Below are 20807 nucleotides of genomic sequence, written 5' to 3' on the forward strand. Positions count from 1 at the left end.
CACCACATAAACTCCGCATACGGCTTAGAAATTTCTTATCTTCTACCTGAATCCGTGAACTTCGTTTAAAGTAATACTTTGGCATGCTTCTAAAATTCAATATCTTGATATATATCGGCCAAGATATGGTGCTCACCGAATAGGTGGATAATTATTGCCTTTTTTCCGCTGTCGGTGTATAATGATATCATCATCTTATACACACGGAGGCCAACTAAAATGAGCATGAAAGAACATGTTATGTTTGCATATAACACCATAAAGTATACATTCAGCAATTCCAGGATTACACCCTATGGCGGTCTGCTGATTCCAGGACAGATGTTAAAAGCTGTTGATTTTGACACGAAAATTGACAAATATTCTTCGCCATCCAAGGAATATAAGAACAGTGATGTACTAAAGGCCATGCTTATCGGTATACTCTGTGGGAACGCTGACTTCGAATCCATCCATGAAACCGATGATGACCCTGAGTTTTTCTGCAATGCTTTCCATATGCGCCATATCCCATCGGAGCCAACCATGCGGCAGCGTATGGACGAAATCGGCGCCAGTATGCAGGGTGCGCTGCGTCAGATCAATGTGGATCTGTTCAAAAAGTTTGGCGTGGAACCGTCTGCATTGGAAAATGGCTATATACCAATCGACATCGACGTGAGCCCTTTCCTTGATGAGAAATGCAATAAGGAAGGCATTTCGAGAACTTATAAAAAGAAGGATGGCTATGCGCCTATCTTCGCCTACATTGGGACAGAAGGATACCTTATTGCATGCGAACTACGGGAGGGAAAACAGCACTGCCAGAAAGGGACACCAAACTTTCTGGTCGAAGTATTAAAACTTGCCCGTCAGATTACGGACAAACCACTCTTGATTCGTCTCGACTCCGGAAACGATTCTGCGGATAATATCGGCATTTTCATGGAAGAGTGTTTCCGGGGGGACAGGGTGCATTTCATCATTAAGCGCAACATCCGCAAGGAGAATCCGCAGGAGTGGCTGGACAAAGTAGGCGGTGTATGCACAAATGTAAAGTCTTCACGGGAAGGGAAAAAGGAATACATTGGGCAGACATTCCGGGACGTATCTTATAATGTACCTGATGCCAGTTCAAAATCCGGCCATAGCAGGAAGACCGTTGGAATCCGAACCATTTACGATATAACAGAGCGTGCCTGTGACCATGATGGGCAGTACTATATCAGCCCTAAAATTGACTGTGATATGTACTCCGTCAATGTAGATTTTTCGGACGAAGACATCATAGAGCTTTACCATAAACATGGAGAAATGGAACAGTACCACAGTGAAATCAAGACGGACTTATGTGCAGAGCAGTTTCCATCTGGAAAGTTCGAAACAAACGAACTTGTCCTGGAACTGATCCAGCTGGCCTACAATCTCCTGCGGATGATTGGACAGGCATCACTTAGGATCAGCGATATCCCCATGAAAAGACCCGTAAACCGCCGGAGGCTACGCACGGTAGTTGAACGGATCATCATGACCCCCGGGGTTGTGACAAAGCATGCAAGGCAGGTGAGACTTGATCTGGGGCGGAGTAATCCCTGGAGGAACGCAGCTTCACAAATAAGCAGGATATTCCAAGCTGCAAAATAAACGAAAGATATCCTACATTTTCCTTGCCATTGGAATGGTTCGATGAGCCTTAGTTAAGGTATGGCAATTTTAGAGAAATTTTACCTAAGTGGCTGGATAGTAGTTTGATTCAAAGTGTATGATTATCGAAAACAATATTTTATTGGCATGAAATTGGTACAAAGAGTGCCTCATATTTCTTATTTACCGATTTCATTTTATTTTTAGGTTAGGTTCACGGATTCAGGTTCTACATAGTCAAACATAAAATCTCCTTTCATCCCCAAGCCTGCCATTTAGACTTTAAAATCTAAATCATTATATCATAATCATCCGACAATCATATGTCAAGTGATTTTTCGATTTTTTCTGCGGTGAGCCTGCTTGATTCTGTCCTTACAAACGCACTTAAATTTCATTCCCTTAAAGCCCCATCATTTCCCTTACCACACGGTCTGCCATCTTGACCGCACCGACAAGGACGAGCATATTGAACACCAATTCCCCGATATAGCCCCACACCATCGTGACCGCCGCCGCATCGGGGTTGACTGCGGGCGGGGACGCCGCAAACACCGAGAAGATGATGCAGGCAAGCACGATAATCGCCCCCTCTAGGCATACGGCGGAGTAGCTTTTGATGAAGCTCTTGCCCACGCTCTGGCTCGGCTCTCCCGCAAACGAGGACAGCGGCACGGGGGCGATGGCGGTATAAAGATACAATTTAAAAAACCTGCCGTACACCGACATTATCATAATGAACGACAGCACCGTGATGAACAGCCCGCCTATCAGCGTGACCGCCCAGAGAGGGATGCTCTCGAAAAAGCCGCAGTCCTCCACGGCTGTCACTATCTCTGTCGGCAAGACGGTCTTTTGTGCCGAGCCGAAGCCTGCGGCTTTCATAATGGCGGAAATCACGCCCTGCACGATTTTGAACAAAGCCATCATCAGCTCCAAGCCGTAAGTGACCGCACCTTTCGCAAGGGCAAAGCGGATGAACAGCTTCAGGGCGTGTTCGGGCTTCTTCACGCTTGCGAAGTCGCCGCAGGTACGCATCACGCCGACGACAAAGAACAGCACGAGCAGGGCAAGCCCGATAGCCTGCAACGCCCCGTGGATGTCAACGATGACTTTCCATATCGCACCGCCCTTAAAGGTTTCGGGGGATTGGGTGATGAGCTGCCATATCTCGGCTAACTTTTCATTCCATGTGTCAAGGGCGTTCTCCAAGTTCTGGACTACCCAGTTGTCTGACATTCGACCACCTCCGTTCTTAAAATTTGATAGCGGGGCAAGTTCCGCATGGCGGATCTGCCCCGTTATCTTGTCTTGTGTCAGTCTGTTATTTCAGTCTGTTTTGGATTAGCCTGTGATGAGGGTTAATATCTCCTTTGCAAAGGTAATCACAACGCCGCCCGCTAATGTCAAAAAGCCGTTTGCCCTCTGGGATGGGTCATGGGATTTCAGCGACAAGCCGACCTGCACGATGCCGAAGCCGAGCATAATCATCCCGACCGCCCGTATCAGACCGAAGATGAAGTTGGAAAGGTTGTTGACAACGGCAATCGGGTCACTGGCGGCAAAGGCGGTAGTCGTTCCGAAAACCATGCAGAGTACAAGGGCTGTATACACGGCGAACGCTTTTCTTGCCTTTCTGCCCATCGGCAGTTTCTGGGTTGCTTTCTTCTCGTTTTTCTGAAAAAGTTTCATAGGGTAAATCCTCCTTATAAATTGAATATTTCTTCCAAGTCCTCATCGGACAGAAGCTCGTAGGATGTGCTGACCGTTTCCATGCTCTTTGCATCCATCAGCAAAGCATCGTCAAACACAAGGGTTGCGACCGCCTGCGTCGGCTCACCGTGAAGATACGGCGGCTTCCCACCGTCGGCAGTCAGTTTCACGTTCGGGTGTTTCAGGATGTCGTACTTCAAATCCATGACGGGGCGTTCTCCACGCACAAAAAGAAGTGCATAGCGGTTGTCTAGCATACGCACCTCGTCTGGCGTTAAAAGCTCACGCCCCGAAATCTGGTAGTTGGTGGAATAGTTGCCGCTCCGCCCAGAGCTTTTCCCGTAGGTGTTCGTGTCTATCGTGGCTTTCCCAAGAAGCTCACTTACAAACTTATGGGTACTCTGCTCGTTGCCGCCGAGATAGAGGAACTCATCGGCATTTCCGACGATGCTTTCCCACTGTTTCTCGAATAACGCTTTAAGCTGCGCCAGATTTTGCAGGATAATCGAAACGGACACGCCCCTTGACCGCATGACTGACAGTATCTTGTCAAAGTCATCAGGCAAACTGACGTTGTAGGCTAAGAATCCGGCGCCTTACTGCCTCACGACAGCAGGTTTCCGAACCCTCGCCCCGGAACCGCACGTACACCTCTCGATGTATACGGCTCCCCACTATACATCCTCTACAATTATTTATGGATTCTGTCATAGCAGTCTCCACACACTACAAGCGTTTTTCTTTTCTTCTTGTTCATGATCGCTCCCCATTCTGTATTAACATCAAGGTCGCTCATACTTTTTACTTGATACACTTTGACCGCTGACACGTATGCACCGCACATTTCGCAGACGTTCGCCTTGTATCTGAAAAACAATTCTTTTGGCTTGTTCATCTGCTCATATTCGGGTATGATGTCTGCATAACTCCCAAGGGCATATTTCACCCTGCGGAATCCCTCATTATAGAGGACTGCATACTTTGTACCTTTCTGTGTTTTGTACGGCACTTTAAACTCTTTGTTTTTGGTATATTTTAGCTTTGCTTTTGTCATTGTGATACGGTATTTTGCCGCAACGGTCTTGTACAGGCTGTATTCCATGACATAATGGAACTTATTTAATACGGAAACATTGCTCGCAAGACGGTAGTAATTGTAAATCCCCCGAATCTGCGCATTGTACTTCCGCACCATTTCATGCACTGGCAGGAAAATATAGTCGTTCCGCTGTAACGGCTTCCAGACTTCCTTTTCCCCTGCCCTTGAAACGATTTTCAGCACACCGTAATTTAACAGCTTCCCCACCCATTTCTCTTTTGGCAGGTACAGCTTGATTTTGCCGGTGTAGGCTTTAACAGTCCCTTTTCCTTTGGCTTTTTTCAGCGCACTGTCGTTGCATACCGTAACGTCATAGCCGAGGAACCTCGCTTTGTCGTCACTGTTCGTGATGAGCGTCTTTTCCGCAGACAATTCCAGTTTCAGCGTTTCCTCAAAGAACCTCCCAATATCGGACTTAATCTTTTCAGCATCTTCTTTGCTTCCGATTACGCCGATAAGAAAATCATCGGCGTAACGCACATACTGTATCCGCTTATAGCCTGTGTCCATTGGGTCGCCCATAGGGATTTTCTGGAACTCCCTCTTTAAGTCTGCCAGTCGGCGTACTGCTTCCTGCTTTTCTGTATCAGAGTAGCCGTCCCATTCTTTTCGGATTTTGGCTTTGCACCTTTGGCGGTATGACTGTTTTCTGGAGTACTCATTGTTCCTTTTTCTGCCCGTGCCTTTATCAAATCCCTTTTTGTAGTCCTGCATAAATCGGTCAAACTCATTAAGGTAGATGTTTGCAAGGATTGGGCTGATGCCAGAACCCTGGGCTATGCCGCTGAAAGTGGCATTGTACTCCCAGTTCTCCATATAACCTGCACCCAGGAATTTCCAAATCAGCTCAATAAAGGCTTCATCTTTAATCCGCCTGCGCAGGATATTTACAAGGCTGTGGTGGTCTATCGTATCAAAGTACGATTTTATATCCCCCTCCACAAACCATTTCACACCCGTGAAGTTCTGCTGTAACTGTAAGAGTGCCGTATGGCAGCTCCTGCCGGGTCTGAAACCGTGGGAATAGTTGGAGAATGTCGGGTCATAAATACTTTCAAGAATCATCTTAATGACTTCCTCCACCAGTTTGTCGTCTGACGACGATATCCCAAGCGGTCTCATTTTCCCGTTTTTCTTTTTGATATACTGTCTGCGGACAGGGTTCGGTTGATAACTGTGGTCTTTCACCGCATGGATGATTCGCTCCACTCTTTCTTTACCGTAACCGTCGAGTGTCAGCCCATCTATGCCGGGTGTCATTGCGCCCTTGTTGGCGTAGATGTTTTGGAGAGCCTGCAAGTAGAAATCCTCATTATAAAGATTCCTGTACAGTCTCTCATACCTGTAGTTTTCCTCTTTCGAGTGTTTCTGTAGATTCTCCAAAATAATCTTTGGACTTCTCATGATGTCTCACACACCTTTCCTAAATTATTTCAGTCGTATAGCTGTCTCCCTTCGCCATGTGAACGGTATTACCGCCTCGGACTACTATGGAGACTCCGTAGCCATGCAGGATATTCAGACACTGTATGCCATAGCTTAAAATGGTAAGCGTTCCTGTTTAGGCTATCCTCGTTTAGGCTTGTCTGTACAAGCGTGTCATGCTGTCGGCTATGACGTTCGCCGTTTTCCGCTTATTGCGGCTGGTCAGTGCGGAATGTGATGTGTAGACGCAGTTCGCAAACTCTGCGTACACCCTGCACTGCCTGACGTATAATAGCTATCTTCCGTCAGTGCTGACGATAAAGCCCCTCTGGCTGTCATTTAAGCAGTGTAGCTGTTTAACCTCATACATGACATTTCATCTTGATGCCCGTTCACAGCCTGATAACTGGCTGAATAGCACCGTTGCCGACATGCTATACTCTCCGTCGGGTTTCCCTTTCGGATAAGTCGGTTGATGATAGGAATTAGGCTTCAAATGAAGCCCTCACATTGAACCTACTATCTTGCTAAAGATAGATTACAAACAAGCCCGCGCGGAACGAATGGGTTCCGCTTACGAGCGCACCGCAAATTCATCCATAATAAACTGGCAGTGGACGGGCAGGCTCCCGCCGTACTTGTGGTCGGCGAGATAAAATAGCTGTTGGAATAGCTGCGTGTATAAAAGTGACACCAAAAAATTAAAACTGGTGTCGTTATCTGGTATCAGTGCGAACAGTGCGACCTTCTTCTCGCCCAAAGACGGCAAATCCAGCTCGTCCGTGGCGGTTAAAGAAGCAAGGCTTTCCAGATTGAACTTCTCAAGCCTTGCGGCAAGGGTTATCTGGATGCTCTTCAATGTCTTGGCACTTCCGCTGTGATAATCACGGTAGTATTTAAGGGCGATATGCTCTGGGTTCACCATCTCCAAACGGTCAAACAGTTCGTCAAGCGGGCTTACATAGCCGTCGTCGTCCTCCCGTACCTCGCCCGCCCGTAAAAGCTCCATCACCATCGGGAAATTCTGCTCGTCTGGCGGGGCTTCGTATTTCAGATAAAACACGAGGGACAGGAGAAGCATACTCGCCGCCGTGTCCCAGAACGGGTCTTGCGACTGGCTTCCTTTCGGCGTGGTCGCTTTAAAGAGATTCGTCACAAGCCGCTGCACGTCGTTGTCGTTTCTTAGATACACAAACGGGTTGTAGCAGTGGCTCTTGTGCATGTTGATTAAATCAAGCACCCGCACCTCATAGCCTTTCTTTTCCAAAAGCCCGCCCGTGTCACGGACAATCTCGCCTTTTGGTAATGTCAAGTAGGGAACAAGAAAAAGTGTATCTTCTTTTCAGTTGGTTACACTGTCCTTGTCATTCTCAATAAGCCGCACTACCTTGTCCGTAAAGGTTTCCCGGCTGGTTTCGCTGAAATGGATATGAATGTCAAAGGTGGTGTTCCCTATCCGCTTCACAAGGTCGGGCTTCACGTTCAGAGGGGCGGCGGTGCGGCTGGTCTTGCTGGTGTCATTGTTCATAGGCTCTCCTTTCCGTTCATCAGTCCTTTTAACCGTTCCATTTTCCCCTGTGCCGTGGCTTTCCTGATGTTCTCCCCGGTAATGCAGACAGGGCAGCACATTTCAAGCAGACGGTCATAAATCCGGGCATGGGCGGTGTCCTCCGGGTGCTGTAATTCCTCCAGCGTCAAATTCGTTGTGACAATTAGCGGCTTCCGGCTTCGGTATCGGCTGTCAACCACGTTGTAAACCTGTTCAAGCCCGTATTCCGTGCCGCGCTCCATGCCGAAATCGTCAAGGATAAGCAGAGGGAAGCGGCAAAGGCGGTCTATGTATTCGTTCCTGCCCTTGTAGCTGGCGGCAAGGTCATTGAGTATCAAGGCAAAATTCGTCATGCACACGGAAATCTCACGCTCCATAAGGGCGTTGGCGATACACCCGGCAAAATAGCTCTTGCCTGTGCCTACCTTGCCCCATAGCAGATAGCCGATATTTTCCGCTTTCATTTCCTCCCAGTTCGCCGCATAGAATAAAGCCTTATCCATTTGGGGGCATTTGCCGTTGTCATTTTCAAAAGTCCACTGGCGCATGGCGGCGTTGGAAAATCCCCGGCGTTTCAGTTCTTCCACGGTGTCGCGGTGCTTGCGCTCCCGGTCGGCGGCTTCCTGTTTTTCCCGGCGTTTGCGCTGGCAGTCACATTCTTTCGGGTGTCGGTCATGTCCGAAAAGCCCCTTTCCCTCGGTGAAATAGGCTTCTTTGGGCTGGCGGCAGCTCCCGCAATATAAAAGCCCGTCCTCGCCTGTGTAGTCCTCCGGCTCTGGCTCTGTTTCTGTGGCAAGCCGGAAAATGGCGTTATCATAATCACACATAAAATCGTCCTCCTTGTTCATGGTCTTATTCACGCCCTGTTTACGGGGCGTTTTATCTCCGCTGTCAAAGGCTCTCGCCCTCTTTGAAAGAATAATCGGGGATTCCCTTTTTCGGGTTCTCCTTTTTCTCCCTGTCCGCCCACCTGTAAAGCGTGGCGGCATGGTTCGCATAGTCATTCCCGCTGGAAGCAATATACCGGCTCATTTCCTCGATAAGCCGTTCAAGGCAGTCCGGGTATTCCTGCTTCAGCTCCGCATATTCGCTTTCAGTGAGGAAAACATTCTGGTATTTGCCATAGGGCGCGGGCGGCTCTCCACTCGCTCCCATTCGTTGGCTCTCTTTTAGTTTGTTTATATTTAGTTGGTTAGGGTAAAGTTTTCTTTGTATCATAGGTAAAGTTTTCTTTGTGTCTGATGTACAGTTTTCTTTAGGACTGACATCAAGATTTCTTTGTGTCATATCTAAAGAAACCTTTACTACTTCCGGCACTTTCACATAAAGGCGGTTCGGCGCGGAAAATCCCCGGCGTTCCCTCTCTAAAAGCCCGGCAATATCCAGTTCTTTTAGGGAGTTCTGTATTGTCATGGTGCTTTTATCCAGTATTTCCGCTATCTCTGCTATGGGGTAGACAATATACGTCCTGCCCTCATTGTCCTGCCAGCCGTTCTTCTGTGAGAGGGTGGAACGGTCAAGGAGCAGCGCATAGAGCAGCTTTGCAGTCTGTGACAAGTCCATTTTCAGCAGAAATCGGGGATAGGGGAAAAAGGGCGGCATTGTGGTGTTGGCTGTAATGTATTCGGTTATGGTTTTCACCTCCTGTCTGTGGCTTCTGTTACGCATTTAAAACGGCTTTTTTGGGGGTAAAGGATAAATGTACCGCATACCCGTTGAGCAGTAGCCGGGAAGTCTTGATTTACGGGGGTTCTGTGTTTTCTAAAGCGTGACATTTCCCCCTCTGTTTCCGCTTGCGCTGTGCGGCTCTGGTTCTTTTCATGCGTCCGGCACAATCGGGGCAGTATTTCCCCCGGTTGGATTTTGGGAGAAACTGACCGCCGCACTCGGTACAGCGTTTCAGTTCTGCCCGGTGGAGTAGGGCGGCTTCCAGTTTCCAGTCAAGGGGAAGCACGGCGGCAGTGAACCAGCGGCAGAGAAGCGAATAGCTGATACTTTGCACACATACACAAGGCTCGCCGTTATCCAGCACAAGGCAGTTGCCGTTATCATAGTTACAGCACTCATGCACAAGGCGGCGGGCGGCTCTGTGCTGTGGGTAGTCCATGTAGGGGCGTTTACCGTTCATTTTCCCGCCCCTTTCCCCGTTCCGGCTCACGGTGTAAGATTTGGTCGATATTGCTTTTTACAGTCTGCAATTCCTTTGTGCGTTCCCTCTTTTCCCGGTACTCGTTGTAAAGGCTGTTCTTCTCCCTCATAAGCTGCTCAATCTCCGCTTGTAAGGTCTTGGACGCTGGCAGCTTTTGGATTCCCTGTGCCTTAAAAAACCGGGTGGCAGCTTCGGCTATGATAAACTCGCTTTCGTGCTGCTCCCGGTAGTTCCTGCGGGCTTTTTCTGTTTTCTGTGCTTTCAGCCCGTCACGGGCGGGTTTGGTCTTGATGTACGCCAATAGCTGTTTCTGTAAGTCCTTTTTCTCCCGCAAAGTGCTTTCCACGGCTTTCAGTTCCGCATGGACGCTGTTCAGTTCCGCACTGGCGGCGGCAAGGGCGGCTTCCAGTTCTTCCGGGGAAGAAAAGCCGGATTCCTCGTAAATACTCATGGTCGCCGCCATTTGCTTTAGATTGTGCAAGGTCGCCCATTTCTCGTAGCCTTTCCCCTTGCCCTCGGCTTTCTTGGCGGCTATGTCTACCATGCGCTGTACGCCGTCTTGTTTCGGTGCGTTTATAGCGGCTTTTTTGCGCTGTAAGCGGTCTTTTATGCTGTGGGGGTATTCCTGTTCTGGGTAGGGTCTTTTCGGCGGCTCTGGCGGCGTTCTGTGCGTTTATGGTGAGTGTTTCCAGCACGGCGGCACAGTCAAAATCATCACCTAATTTCCGGGCGGTGATGGGCTTCGTCCTGTCCGGCGTGAGATAGGATAGCCGCCCCCGGCTCTCCTTGACGGTCACGCCCTGTTGTAGCAGTTTCCCGGAAAAATCCTCAAAGGAAACGGCAGAGGACAGGACGGCTCGGATTGTGCGCCGTAGCTTCTCCTTGTCGGTTTCAAACTTGGTCTGCTTGGGCGGCTCTCCTGTGGCGGCTTGGGAAGCGTTCCCTTTATCCAGTGCGGCTTGTCCTTTCCGTTTCGCCCAATACTCCCTCTCGGTGACACGGTTCTTGCTCCCGTGGAGTAAATCAATCTGATAGAGGTTTTCCCGGTGGCACATCTCCATGACTTCCGCTTTGAAGTATTCCATAGCTGCGTCTGTACAGCGGTGCTTGCAGCCCTCCCTTGTGTCGGCTGGTCTTTCCATGTACGGCAACAGCGGAACTTCGGAAATCCGCAAGCTGTTTATGACGATATGCACATGGATATTTCCGCTGTGGTTATGCCCGTCCGGGTGGGTGCATACCAACGCTTGATGTCCGGGGAAATGCTCTTTACAGAACTGCTCGCCCAACGCTTGCGCCCGGTCTACGGTCAAGCCGTTGTCTGGTGCGTCACGGGGGTCAAAACTGATAATGTAATGGTGGCTCTTTACGTCCTCCCGCTTTTGGTTCTTTCCGTATTTCAGATTGGAGCGCATACACGCTATGGCGAAATCTTCATCACCGCAATTAAGGGAAGATATGCGGTAATCGTCACGGAGAACAAGCCGCCCGTTTCCGTCCAGTGTGGGCTTCATGGTAAACTCGTCATGCTCAAAAGTTAGGTACTGTTCAGCCGCCCCATAGTCGGCATTTTTAGAGCTGATATGTTTGAATGTTGCCAACGGCTTCACCTACTTTCTGCAAGACTTCAAACTTCAAGGCGGCAAGCTCCACTGTGGCGGCTCGTACCTCTTGGGAGAGGGCGTTATAAGGTGCGCCATACTCATTCAGACATCGGGCAATCTGGTTCAAGTTGCCGCCGATTTTCCCGTATTCGGCTGTGAGTTTCCCAACGGCAGAAAGTAATTCATCATTGACCGGGGAAACGGTAATGACCGGGCGTATGCTTGACTTGATAAGTGCTTGCCGGATAAATTCGGCTTGGCTCATTTTGCAGAGGGTGACACGCTCGGAAAACTCGGCGTATTCTTCCTCGGTCAAGCGGGTCTTGATTACCCGGCGGCGGTGGGGCGTATTGTATTTTTTCATGGCTGTGAACCTCCTTTCGTGGGTGGATTTTTTCAAGCGGCGCAAGCCGCAAAAGGCGGGCTTGGGGTGGCAACCCCAACAAGATTCCCGCAGGACAAAATGAGCCGATAGGCGAAATTTGGTACTGTGGTAGAATCTTGCTCTAAGAAACTGACGGATTCCGCTGTGCTGGCTTTTGCCGTTATCCCCCCGGCTTGCGCGGCGTGGATTCTGCCAATTTTGCGGCGGTATTTTCCCATGCAGTAAAGCCGGAAACAGGAAAAATAAGCGTAAAAAAACAGGAAACCTTTTTCCTTGATTTCCTGTTTCGTATCTTCGCCAATAGCGGCGGTTATCCTGTTGCTATTCCCCGGAAGTAAACTTGTAGCCTATGCCTAAAACGGTCTTTATGTAGGTGGGGCGGCGGCTGTCCGGCTCTATCTTTTTCCGTAGATTGCATATCACATTTGCCACGTTTGACTGGCAGCTTTCACTTTCCATGCTCCACACGGCTTCAAAGATTTGCGCCTTTGTGAACACCCTCCCCGGACTGGCGGCAAGGTAACAGAGTGCGCCGTATTCTAAACGGGTGAGGTAAATGTCCGTGCCGTCTTTTAATACCCGGCGTTGGTGTAATCTGATGGTGTTAGTCAAAAAATATGTTGGTCTTGCTGAGTGTCCAGATTTTGGGACACCCAAAGTAGTATCATATGATTATCTAATGAATTTTGAGGTGATAATCATATGAAAGATAAAATCAATACGCTGTTTGATTGCATTAAAAACCTATGTAACTCGGACTTGGAACGCATCATTAACTTTGTAATGGGGATCATTTCCGTTAATCAAAGCCTAGCTGACAGACCCCAATGCCCGTACTGTCAGAGTTCAAAAGTTATCAAGTATGGTCATGCAAATGGGAAACAGCGTTTCTATTGTCATGAATGCGGAAAGACCTACCTATACTCAACCGGTACACTGACGGCCAATTCGCATTTTAGCCGATCCATTTGGGCCGATTTCATTCATGACACACTGGTTGGTGCATCTCTGGACTTCTCTGCTGAAAAGTTCGGATTTTCTCATCAAACAGCATTTAATATGAGGCATAAAGTTCTTATGGCACTTCAGGACATGCTTGAAAAAGAGCCTGTTCTTCTTTCTGGTATCGCTGAACTGGATGAAACATTTGTCCTTGACTGCTATAAAGGAAAGACCGTTCCAACGGAAGCGAACCGTACTGCCCGTAAGCATGGAGCTATAGCAGCAAAACGAGGGATTTCAAATGAATATATCGCAATCTGCACAGGTATCCAGCGTGATGGCAAGGCAATAGCAGAGACCGTAAACCGCGCAAAGCCATCTGGCAAGGAATTGTATGAAATATTTGGCACACATATCTGCGAGGAGACTCTAATACTTACAGATGGACTTCGAAGCTATAACAGTCTGAGGGCAGCGACGGGTTGTACGGTTATGGATGTAAACCATGAAGAAAATAAGAAGCTGTTTAATCTGAATACAGTGAACAGCATGCATTCCTATATTAAGGAAACATACAACCATTACCGCGGAGTGGCAACAAAATATCTCAATCGTTACAATGCACTATTTTCGATAGCTTTCCGGTGTGCAGGAGGTTTAGCAACTTCTCTGTTTCTTTCATTGTGCAATATTGGAAACAGTTGCTATTGGCATGGTGTCTATGATGTACGCAATTATCGTCTGGTAATACTGTAATGAGATTAGACCAACATATTTATTGACTAACACCAATCTGATTTCCAATCCCGGAAAAATAAGCGCCGGGGAATGGGGTGGCTGTATGGCTTCCAGCGGTATCATATCGGCAAGGGCGGCTATGACTTTCTCAACCGCTTTTTCTTCGGTGTCGCTGAATGTAAGCATGACTATTTTCCCGACAAATACCACCTCCCGTTATGCAGCCCTTTTCAGTCAAAGCGGAACTGGAACAGGGCGGTGATAAGCCGCTGTTTTATGCTGTCCTCGGTGTCTGTGTTGACGTGTCCGTTTTCAAGGGCGGCAAAGCGGATTCGTTTGCTGTAATGCCGTAAAACCTCGTCCACGGCTTCCGGCTCTCCGCTGGTCGCCCGGACAATGGTTTCATATGGCACAAGGTTAGTATTCCCCATGCGAAAATCCCTCCATTTCTTTCTGCGAGCGGTCTCGGAAACTCTTTGAGCCCGAATTTCCGCTCTTTTTTCATGTTCTTCTTTTTTGCTTTCCTCCATATCCCGGAAAACATTTTTGTTAAATTTTCAAAAAAGTATTGACATATAAGTCAAAATGTGCGGCGCGTTTGGTGACCATATACGCCAGTCACCAAACGCGCCCCTTGTAGTTAAGAAGCGTCTGTGCCACACGCACAGCATTAAACTAAACTACTAGGAGGTGCACTTTATGATCAAGTACTGGCAGTCCATGCAAGATTACAAGTACTTTCTCAACGAATCCAAAGTCCATTTCGATTCCTCTGAAAGAGTCCGGCTCCATACGGAGCTTTGGAAACCATGGCAGAAACTCCGCCTTTTCGATACCGATAAGGCCATGGAGTTCCTTCTGCCCTTTTACTCCAACACTGGCAGGCCCGCTAAGAACCAGCCACAAATCTTAAGGTCTTTTATCCTTTTCTTTCTTCTATTTTCAGAAGGTTTGGCCAAGCTATCCCTTACCCTTTGGGTCGACAGGCTCAAACATGACCGCCTCCTTGCCGCTCTCATCGGCTGCACTACGGATTCCCTGCCGCCCCTCGGTTCTTATTTTGACTTCATGGACAGGCTCTGGACTGCACCGCCAACGGACTTATATACGCGGGACAAACTGCTTCCGGCTTCCTGGAACAGCAAAAGGCCAGATAAGCCCAAAGGCAAAAAACAGAAAGCACAGGAGGCAAAGCCCAAAATCACAGAATCTATCGAAAAACGGCTCATGAGCGGGAAGGATATCCCTTTTAACTTTGAAGGGCGGCTGCAGCGCTTCTTCTATCACGTGGCTGTCCTGCCTTCCATGGAATCCGGTCTCATACCAAGGGAACACCTTACGGTTTCCGGAGACGGCACCGCCGTGCATACCCATGCCTGCCCACGCGGGCACCACAGGGTTGGCGCACCGGAAAACCTGCGGCATTTCCCCGACCCCGATGCTTCCTGGGGCTGGGACAGCGACCTGGAAAAATATTACTTCGGCTACACTTTGTTCCAATTATCCTGCTATAACAGTGAACTCAGGACAGATCTCCCCCTGCTTCTGCGTTTTACCAGCGCAAAGCGTCATGATTCGGTCAATTTCCTTGTCGCTTTCCATGAACTGGAAAAACATATGCCGGCTGTTTCCACCTCGAATATGTGCCTGGATTCTGCAATGGACAATTACCCCACCTACCGGATCCTTAAAAGCAGGGGAATACGGGCCTTCATCGACCTGAACGACAAATGCGGCCGGCCAAAAACAATTCCTGATACCATCACCATTGACAAAGATGGAACGCCCTTATGTCAGGAAAAACTGCGCATGAAGCCTAACGGTTATGACAGATCCAGCGGTTACCTCATGTGGCGCTGCCCCTATGGGAAAGATCACTGTTCCAAATGTAAAAACTCCTGCACCGATTCCAAATATGGGAGAGTCGTCAAAACCCGGCCCGAATGGGATATCCGGCTTTACACCGACGTCCCCCGCGGCACAGATGCTTATAAGAAGATTTATAATCAACGCACCGCCACGGAACGTATCAACAACCGCATCCTCAATGATTACGGACTGCACCGTATGTTCATACACACAAAGGAGCATTATTCTTTCATGACAACCATGATTGGAATCTGCATCCATCTGGATGCCCGCTATAAACAGCAGGTGCAGGCAGTGGCATAAACCAAGTTTCCTGCTTCTGGATTCTTTCAGGCCTGTTTTCCGACAGGTTTTAAAGTCATGCACATTTTTATTCTTTATGCTCTCTGGACTGCTCAAGCCCCATAATCATCCATCCCTTATCCCTCTCATTTCTGAAAATCAACCCTTTCCTGCTTATTCTCTATTGAGTTTCCGAGAGTGCTCTCTGCAACATCTGTAACGCACTGTGTATGTAATGCCATGCCGTACTTTTACAATGCCCGTATAAATCCGCGATTTCCTGCTGTGTGTAATTCCCGAAAAAGTAAAGGTAAATGATTTCCCTCTTTTTCTCCGGCAATGATAACAGGGCGGCGGCAAGCTCCCCATTGGTGAGTATGATTGTCTGACCGCATATCGTAACGGGGTATTGTTCGTAGGGTGATTTGAGAAATTCGTCTGATGTGCTTAGAGGGTAGAACTTTTCTTCTGTGAGGTATTCAAAGGATATTTCTTTTTGCCGCCGCCTGTTCCTATCGCGCCATGCGTTGATAGCGGCATAGCGTATGACAACTTTGCAAAAGGCGTTGAAAGAATACACGATATGTTCTTTGTATGCTTCTGTACAAGCCATAGAAAAATCCTCCTTTCTCCCACATGGGGCGGTGCTTGGTTTACGGTTGCATTTATAATCCAGAGGGGCGGCAATTTTATATTGTCGCCCTCTGATTGTCTTTAGCGTTTGACTGCTTTTTTTCTGCAACAAGTAAACTATGATAAAAATAATTTGTATACTTGATATTTTTTTGAGCGCAATAACTATCTATATCAGCGGATAATTGTTTCCAATATTCCATGTTCTTATTGTTATATATGTCTTTATAACCACTTAAATATTGTGGGTATTTTTCAGAAACGTATTGAAAAATATCCTGTTTGTAATTCCCACGAAGATTCAAATTCTCGAACCAATATTCACATACAAACGCTGCTGTTGCTTCAATGATTTTTTTTAAATCTGTTATATACGGAAATATGGGTGACATAAATAAAACTGTATAAATACCCTGTTTATGTAATTCCTTTAATGCTGTAATCCGCTGTGTAATGCTGCTGGCGTTATCCATATCACTTTGAAAATCGTTATCTAAAGTGTTAATAGAAATTGCAACTACTAAATTTTTCAGCTCTGTTAATATATCAATATCTCTTAGTATCAAATCAGACTTTGTGGAAATAGTAATCAAACAATCCGCTTTCTTTAGCTGCTTTAAAACATTTCTTGTCACTTGATATTTTGCTTCAAAAGGATTATAACAATCCGTTACAGAAGAAATAAATACAGATTTTTGATACAGCTTTTTTACACTAATTGTTTTATCACAACGCTTTATATCTATAAAATTTCCCCATTCTTCTGTATGTCCTGTAAATCGTTTCATAAAACGGGCATAGCAGTATTTGCAAGCGTGAGGGCAGCCAACATAAGGATTGATTACATAATCACTGGCTGGTAAATTCGATTTTGTAATCAAGTCTTTTGTAACAATTTCTTTTTCTATTATGCTCAAGATAAATCACCTCCATAAAACAAACAGAAATATACATTTTTATTAATTGCCTATTATATTCAAAAGGGCGGTAGCACTTTAAGCTATCGCCCCTCTGAATTATCAGCCTAAAATTGAATAGGCTGTCCACAATGGTGCTTATAACTTTTGTTTTCCGTTGATTGATTTGTCTACTTTTTTGTTACACTAATTTATTTTTCCTGTGCCGGAGCAACTTTCGCATAACCGTCCCATGCAAATAATGCGTCTTTTGATTCATCTGCAACGATTTTCTCAATGTTGCAAAGATACAAGTAATGGTCGCCGGATTCCATAGTTTGTGCAAGGGATACCACAAAGGCAACTCGTGTATCCTCTGGAATTTGAATATTGCTTCCCTCAATATTTTGTAACACAATCGGTGTTTCTTTCAGCTTGTCCTGCTCGTTGCCGCTGAAAGAACCATATGCCATTACTGCATTGTTTAAGCTGACACCCGGAGCAGCAAAAACCGCTTTTCCTGTCCGGCGAATGTTACTGCCGGAATTAGATTCTTTTCCCATTGCAAATGCAAGCATAGGCGGGTTATAAGATGAGTACATAAAGAACGATACCGGAGCCATATTAAGGCTTCCATTTTCCTTTGTTGTGCAAAGCAGCATAAGCGGGTCTGGTGAGGTAACTGCTGTTGCCTGTTCAATGTTAATTTCTTTCATGATAAAACTATCCTTTCTTTGATAAAATTTTTGAATTACAGCAGAGCCTTTGTTGACTTTTGCTGATAAGATAATTATACTTAGTTTGAAATGTTCTTCAAGTACGCAGAATATTCTTACATAGTATGGTAGACCATACTGTTAAACACATATTTGATATATTCATATCCTAAAGAAAGGACGATTCAGTATGGATAAGGATTTAACTTATGACGAATGGACACAAAAAGTTAAAATCGGTATTCTCACCGAAGCTGGTAATTGCCCGGTAACATCTTTAATTATCATGTTACAAGGCAAATGGAAATTTCAGATTATTTACGAAATGTGTATTAAATCCCCTATACGTTTTGGCGAATTGAGAAAAAACATTGACGGCATTACAAATACAATGCTCACTTCTTCTTTGCGCGAACTGGAAAAAGACGGGTTGGTGTCACGAATACAATTTAACGAAATTCCTCCCCATGTAGAATATTCTCTGACTGATAAAGGCGCAGCATTATTGCCTGTCTTTTACGCTATGACAAAATGGGGGCTAACCTATATTCCGTAAAATAAAAATATGTTTTAAAAGATAAAGAAAAAGAGGGATTCCGTAGTAGTCGGCATTGTGCCGTAATGTGTATAACTGGCTATCTTATGGAATTGTGGGTAACTCTGTTTGCAGGACGTGGGAAAGCTGCTCTTTGCTTTTCCATGTGCTGTGAACAGAGTTATCCATGATTCCATAGCCTGTTATGCACATTTCCACAATGCGCCCTTGCTTTTCCGGCTCTTGATGTTCAGACGGGGAGGCTATGCGGTTCTCTCTGCTTCCTGTTTTTTCCTGTGGTATGCTTCCCTCCTTGCGACAAGATAATTCTCATAGCGTTCCACCGCTTCGGGGTTTCCAGTGGCGGCTTCCTCATACATTTTCTGCCGGGATTTCTTGGTGGCTTCGGAAGCATACGCCCGCTTTTTCGCAAGCTCTGCCGCCGCTGCCGGGTCGGTTTCGGCTTGCCGTACCAGCTTTTCCCTTGCTATCTTTTTCCGGCTCTTGTGGGCTTCCAGACGTTCCGATTCCTCCGGCGTTAAGGATTCCCCCTCTTTTTGGGCGGCGGCAAGCTCTTTGAGCGTCCTTGTCTTTGGCTGTCCGGCTTTCTGCCTTTCGCGCCATGCCTTATGCTGTGCGGCTTTTTTCCGGCGGTATTCCGCAAGCCGTTCCGTTTCCTCCGGCGTAAGCTCTGCCCCGGTCTTTTCCAGTTCCATAAGTTCCTTTATGGATTTTTTCTTAGGCGGCTTGGGCGGCTCTGTGGCTTTTCGTTTCTCCCTCCATTCCTTTTGCCACTCCCGGTTATGTGCAAGCCGTTTTTCCTCCGCTTCCTGTTCCTCCGGCGTGAGAAGCCCCGCTTTTTTCCTTGCGGTAAATTCCCGTTTCTCTGCCTTGCGCTTCTCATACCGCGCCTTTTGAAGCTCCTTTGAACGGGCTTCCTTTGCCGCCTGTTCCTCCTGCTGGCGGCGTTGTTCCTCCACCTCTGCCGGGGTGACGATATGGGCGGGTACTTCAAATGCGCCGATAAAGTTTAAATAAATGTCTATCCGCTGGCGGCGGTCATTCCCCCGCCCCTCGCCCTCATGCACAATCACTTTCTCGATAAACTCGTTGAGCATGGGCGTTGTCAATTCGGAGAAGTCGGTATAGCGTTTCACAAGCTGGATAAACTGGTCTGTTTTCAGCTTATCAGCGTTCCAGCTTTCAATCTGCCTTTGCCATTCCGCTATGGACGTTTCAAGCCCGGTCTGTTCCTCGTCATATTCAGCAAGAAGCCGGGTAAAATGTTTGTCGGGTATCTTGCCCGTGGCGTTGCCCTCGTACAGCTTTTTCACAAGCCCGTCCAGCTCTTTGTGCCGCTTCTGTGCTTTGCTGATTTTCTGCTTACATTCCTTGACGGTTTTCTCTTGGTTCTGGTCGGACGCTTCCCGGACACGCTCGGTAAATTCTTTTTCGTTGTGCCGCACATACCAGCTTACACGCTGGATAACGGCAAGGATAGCGGCTTCAATCTTTGCCGTGGGGATATGGTGCATGGTGCAGTCATGGATTAAATGGCGGTAGCCGGAGCAGATGAAAGCGTCCTCAATCCATTTCCCTTGCACAAGGGTATAGCGGTGTGTGAGTTTAGAGCCGCAGTCGGCGCAGTAGAGAAGCCCTGTCAAACGGTTCGGGGCGTTCTGCCGCTTTGGTGTGCGGCGTACCGTTTCCCGTATCTTCTGTACGGTCTGCCACGTTTCCACGTCCACAATGGCGGGGATTGCGCCCTCAAAAATATACTGTTCCTCCGGCGCGGTCTTGCGGCTGCTCTTGGTCTTGTAGTTCTCGCATACGGTTTTCCCCAGTACCTTGCGCCCTGTGTATTCCGGGCGTTTCAGTATGTAGCCGATAGTGGTCGCTGACCATGCGTAAGGGTCGGTGTATTTTGCCGCACGGACTGGCTCGCCTGTCCGCTTCCAATGCTCGGACGGGATAGGGATTTTCTCGGCGCGGAGTGCCTTTGCTATGCTGGCTACGGTTTCCCCGGCAAGAACGCTCTGAAAGATGCGGCGCACAACGGCGGCGGCTTCCTCGTCAATTATCCACTCGCCTTTTTCTTCTTTGGAAGCGCGGTAGCCATAGCAGACACTGCCAGAGCAGCGCAAGCCCTTTTCCATTCTTGACTTGAAAACAGCTTTGATTTTGCGGCTGGTGTCGGCAACATACCACTCGTTTATCACGTCACGGAAGATAGACATAATATCAAAGCCGTTGGCGGTGTCAAGGTTGTCATTGGCGGCGATAAAACGCACATGGTATTCATCAAAGGTGCGCTTTAAAAGCCCCACTTCAACCACGTCACGCCCGATTCGGCTCTGGTCTTTGATGATAACCGTTGCCACGTTCCCCGCCCGGATTTCGTCCAGCATAGCGTCCAGCCCCGGACGCTTGAACGTAGTTCCCCGGATTCCGTCATCTGTAAAGTGCCGGATATTGGTAAAGCCGTTTTTTCTTGCATAGTCCTCTAAAATCCGCTTCTGGTTCTCTATGCTTACGGATTCCCCGGCTCGCTCATCGTCATGGGAGAGTCTTTCGTATAAGGCGGTGAGTTTGTCTTTCTCTGTCTGCTTCTTCATGGTGTGTAACCTCCTTTCTTTGAGGGTGCGCGCT

General features: G+C 47.6%; 17 protein-coding genes and 5 pseudogenes. 4 read left to right on the top strand and 18 right to left on the bottom strand.

The features are described 5' to 3' along the window. Positions 1–240: 240 nt before the first annotated feature. A complete protein-coding gene (locus VSQ62_RS20285) occupies positions 241–1623 on the top strand; it encodes an IS1380 family transposase (RefSeq protein WP_120397169.1) in 1383 nt (460 codons plus the stop codon). Positions 1624–2025: 402 nt separating this feature from the next. Here VSQ62_RS20285 and VSQ62_RS20290 read toward each other — a convergent pair whose 3' ends face one another. The 12 genes and pseudogenes from VSQ62_RS20290 to VSQ62_RS20345 all read right to left on the bottom strand — a co-directional run. Continuing rightward, a complete protein-coding gene (locus VSQ62_RS20290; protein WP_120391756.1) occupies positions 2026–2862 on the bottom strand; it encodes a VirB6/TrbL-like conjugal transfer protein, CD1112 family in 837 nt (278 codons plus the stop codon). 105 nt (positions 2863–2967) lie between these two features. Beyond that, positions 2968–3315 carry a glutamyl-tRNA amidotransferase gene (locus VSQ62_RS20295; protein ID WP_334636591.1) on the bottom strand — a complete coding sequence of 116 codons (348 nt, stop codon included), beginning with the start codon at positions 3313–3315 and terminating at the stop codon, positions 2968–2970. Positions 3316–3329: 14 nt separating this feature from the next. Further along, a pseudogene (locus VSQ62_RS20300) lies at positions 3330–3911 on the bottom strand (type IV secretory system conjugative DNA transfer family protein); the annotation flags it as partial. A 116-nt stretch (positions 3912–4027) separates the two neighbouring features. Continuing rightward, positions 4028–5839: a reverse transcriptase domain-containing protein gene (locus VSQ62_RS20305; protein ID WP_334636593.1), complete on the bottom strand. Its 1812-nt coding sequence runs from the start codon at positions 5837–5839 to the stop codon at positions 4028–4030. A 607-nt stretch (positions 5840–6446) separates the two neighbouring features. Continuing rightward, positions 6447–7163, bottom strand: a pseudogene (locus tag VSQ62_RS20310) (VirD4-like conjugal transfer protein, CD1115 family); the annotation flags it as partial. 39 nt (positions 7164–7202) lie between these two features. After that, positions 7203–7388, bottom strand: a complete 186-nt coding sequence (locus VSQ62_RS20315) for a transposon-encoded TnpW family protein (protein ID WP_334636595.1) — start codon at positions 7386–7388, stop codon at positions 7203–7205. Further along, complete coding sequence (locus tag VSQ62_RS20320) at positions 7385–8236, bottom strand: ATP-binding protein (protein ID WP_334636596.1); 852 nt, start codon at positions 8234–8236, stop codon at positions 7385–7387. Before VSQ62_RS20320 ends, VSQ62_RS20315 begins: the two co-directional genes overlap by 4 nt. A gap of 64 nt (positions 8237–8300) precedes the next feature. After that, entirely contained in the window at positions 8301–9077 is a 777-nt protein-coding gene (locus VSQ62_RS20325; RefSeq protein WP_057572170.1) for a replication initiator protein A, read from the bottom strand. Between the two features lie 73 nt (positions 9078–9150). Then, a complete protein-coding gene (locus VSQ62_RS20330) occupies positions 9151–9537 on the bottom strand; it encodes a cysteine-rich VLP domain-containing protein (RefSeq protein WP_057572169.1) in 387 nt (128 codons plus the stop codon). Beyond that, positions 9527–11159: pseudogene (locus VSQ62_RS20335) on the bottom strand (relaxase/mobilization nuclease domain-containing protein). Before VSQ62_RS20335 ends, VSQ62_RS20330 begins: the two are co-directional and overlap by 11 nt. Next, complete coding sequence (locus tag VSQ62_RS20340) at positions 11131–11526, bottom strand: plasmid mobilization protein (RefSeq protein WP_334636597.1); 396 nt, start codon at positions 11524–11526, stop codon at positions 11131–11133. Before VSQ62_RS20340 ends, VSQ62_RS20335 begins: the two are co-directional and overlap by 29 nt. A gap of 342 nt (positions 11527–11868) precedes the next feature. After that, positions 11869–12147 (bottom strand): annotated as a pseudogene (locus VSQ62_RS20345) (winged helix-turn-helix domain-containing protein); the annotation flags it as partial. A 102-nt stretch (positions 12148–12249) separates the two neighbouring features. Between VSQ62_RS20345 and VSQ62_RS20350 the strand changes: the two are divergent. Beyond that, positions 12250–13245: an IS1595 family transposase gene (locus tag VSQ62_RS20350; protein WP_334636598.1), complete on the top strand. Its 996-nt coding sequence runs from the start codon at positions 12250–12252 to the stop codon at positions 13243–13245. Between the two features lie 33 nt (positions 13246–13278). On the opposite strand, the pseudogene VSQ62_RS20355 reads toward VSQ62_RS20350, so the two are convergent. Continuing rightward, positions 13279–13413 (bottom strand): annotated as a pseudogene (locus VSQ62_RS20355) (winged helix-turn-helix domain-containing protein); the annotation flags it as partial. Between the two features lie 44 nt (positions 13414–13457). Further along, positions 13458–13658 carry a helix-turn-helix domain-containing protein gene (locus VSQ62_RS20360; protein ID WP_322203798.1) on the bottom strand — a complete coding sequence of 67 codons (201 nt, stop codon included), beginning with the start codon at positions 13656–13658 and terminating at the stop codon, positions 13458–13460. A gap of 268 nt (positions 13659–13926) precedes the next feature. Here VSQ62_RS20360 and VSQ62_RS20365 point away from each other — a divergent pair, with 268 nt between their 5' ends. After that, complete coding sequence (locus VSQ62_RS20365) at positions 13927–15399, top strand: transposase (RefSeq protein WP_334635354.1); 1473 nt, start codon at positions 13927–13929, stop codon at positions 15397–15399. Between the two features lie 160 nt (positions 15400–15559). Here VSQ62_RS20365 and VSQ62_RS20370 read toward each other — a convergent pair whose 3' ends face one another. From VSQ62_RS20370 to VSQ62_RS20380, 3 genes are all read right to left on the bottom strand, one after another. Continuing rightward, positions 15560–15991, bottom strand: coding sequence for an RNA polymerase sigma factor (locus tag VSQ62_RS20370; protein WP_334636599.1), 432 nt, complete (start codon positions 15989–15991; stop codon positions 15560–15562). 76 nt (positions 15992–16067) lie between these two features. Continuing rightward, complete coding sequence (locus tag VSQ62_RS20375; RefSeq protein ID WP_334636600.1) at positions 16068–16928, bottom strand: radical SAM protein; 861 nt, start codon at positions 16926–16928, stop codon at positions 16068–16070. 191 nt (positions 16929–17119) lie between these two features. Then, the gene (locus VSQ62_RS20380; protein ID WP_120412433.1) at positions 17120–17623 is read right to left on the bottom strand and encodes a flavin reductase family protein; all 504 of its coding nucleotides are present in this window, start codon (positions 17621–17623) and stop codon (positions 17120–17122) included. 190 nt (positions 17624–17813) lie between these two features. Between VSQ62_RS20380 and VSQ62_RS20385 the strand changes: the two genes are divergently transcribed. Next, the gene (locus VSQ62_RS20385) at positions 17814–18179 is read left to right on the top strand and encodes a winged helix-turn-helix transcriptional regulator (RefSeq protein WP_120408113.1); all 366 of its coding nucleotides are present in this window, start codon (positions 17814–17816) and stop codon (positions 18177–18179) included. Positions 18180–18421: 242 nt separating this feature from the next. Here the strand turns inward: VSQ62_RS20385 and VSQ62_RS20390 are convergent, their stop codons facing one another. Beyond that, complete coding sequence (locus VSQ62_RS20390; protein ID WP_334636601.1) at positions 18422–20773, bottom strand: DUF4368 domain-containing protein; 2352 nt, start codon at positions 20771–20773, stop codon at positions 18422–18424. Positions 20774–20807 lie beyond the last annotated feature (34 nt).

The sequence above is a fragment of the Sporofaciens sp. JLR.KK001 genome, assembly GCF_036941055.1.
GTDB lineage: Bacteria > Bacillota > Clostridia > Lachnospirales > Lachnospiraceae > Sporofaciens.

Coding starts and splice junctions, on each gene's coding strand:
- VSQ62_RS20285 (WP_120397169.1), top strand. CDS start 241: ATGTTTGCATATAACACCATAAAGTATACATTCAGCAATTCCAGGATT.
- VSQ62_RS20290 (WP_120391756.1), bottom strand. CDS start 2,862: ATGTCAGACAACTGGGTAGTCCAGAACTTGGAGAACGCCCTTGACACA.
- VSQ62_RS20295 (WP_334636591.1), bottom strand. CDS start 3,315: ATGAAACTTTTTCAGAAAAACGAGAAGAAAGCAACCCAGAAACTGCCG.
- VSQ62_RS20305 (WP_334636593.1), bottom strand. CDS start 5,839: ATGAGAAGTCCAAAGATTATTTTGGAGAATCTACAGAAACACTCGAAA.
- VSQ62_RS20315 (WP_334636595.1), bottom strand. CDS start 7,388: ATGAACAATGACACCAGCAAGACCAGCCGCACCGCCGCCCCTCTGAAC.
- VSQ62_RS20320 (WP_334636596.1), bottom strand. CDS start 8,236: ATGTGTGATTATGATAACGCCATTTTCCGGCTTGCCACAGAAACAGAG.
- VSQ62_RS20325 (WP_057572170.1), bottom strand. CDS start 9,077: ATGCGTAACAGAAGCCACAGACAGGAGGTGAAAACCATAACCGAATAC.
- VSQ62_RS20330 (WP_057572169.1), bottom strand. CDS start 9,537: ATGAACGGTAAACGCCCCTACATGGACTACCCACAGCACAGAGCCGCC.
- VSQ62_RS20340 (WP_334636597.1), bottom strand. CDS start 11,526: ATGAAAAAATACAATACGCCCCACCGCCGCCGGGTAATCAAGACCCGC.
- VSQ62_RS20350 (WP_334636598.1), top strand. CDS start 12,250: ATGAAAGATAAAATCAATACGCTGTTTGATTGCATTAAAAACCTATGT.
- VSQ62_RS20360 (WP_322203798.1), bottom strand. CDS start 13,658: ATGGGGAATACTAACCTTGTGCCATATGAAACCATTGTCCGGGCGACC.
- VSQ62_RS20365 (WP_334635354.1), top strand. CDS start 13,927: ATGATCAAGTACTGGCAGTCCATGCAAGATTACAAGTACTTTCTCAAC.
- VSQ62_RS20370 (WP_334636599.1), bottom strand. CDS start 15,991: ATGGCTTGTACAGAAGCATACAAAGAACATATCGTGTATTCTTTCAAC.
- VSQ62_RS20380 (WP_120412433.1), bottom strand. CDS start 17,623: ATGAAAGAAATTAACATTGAACAGGCAACAGCAGTTACCTCACCAGAC.
- VSQ62_RS20385 (WP_120408113.1), top strand. CDS start 17,814: ATGGATAAGGATTTAACTTATGACGAATGGACACAAAAAGTTAAAATC.
- VSQ62_RS20390 (WP_334636601.1), bottom strand. CDS start 20,773: ATGAAGAAGCAGACAGAGAAAGACAAACTCACCGCCTTATACGAAAGA.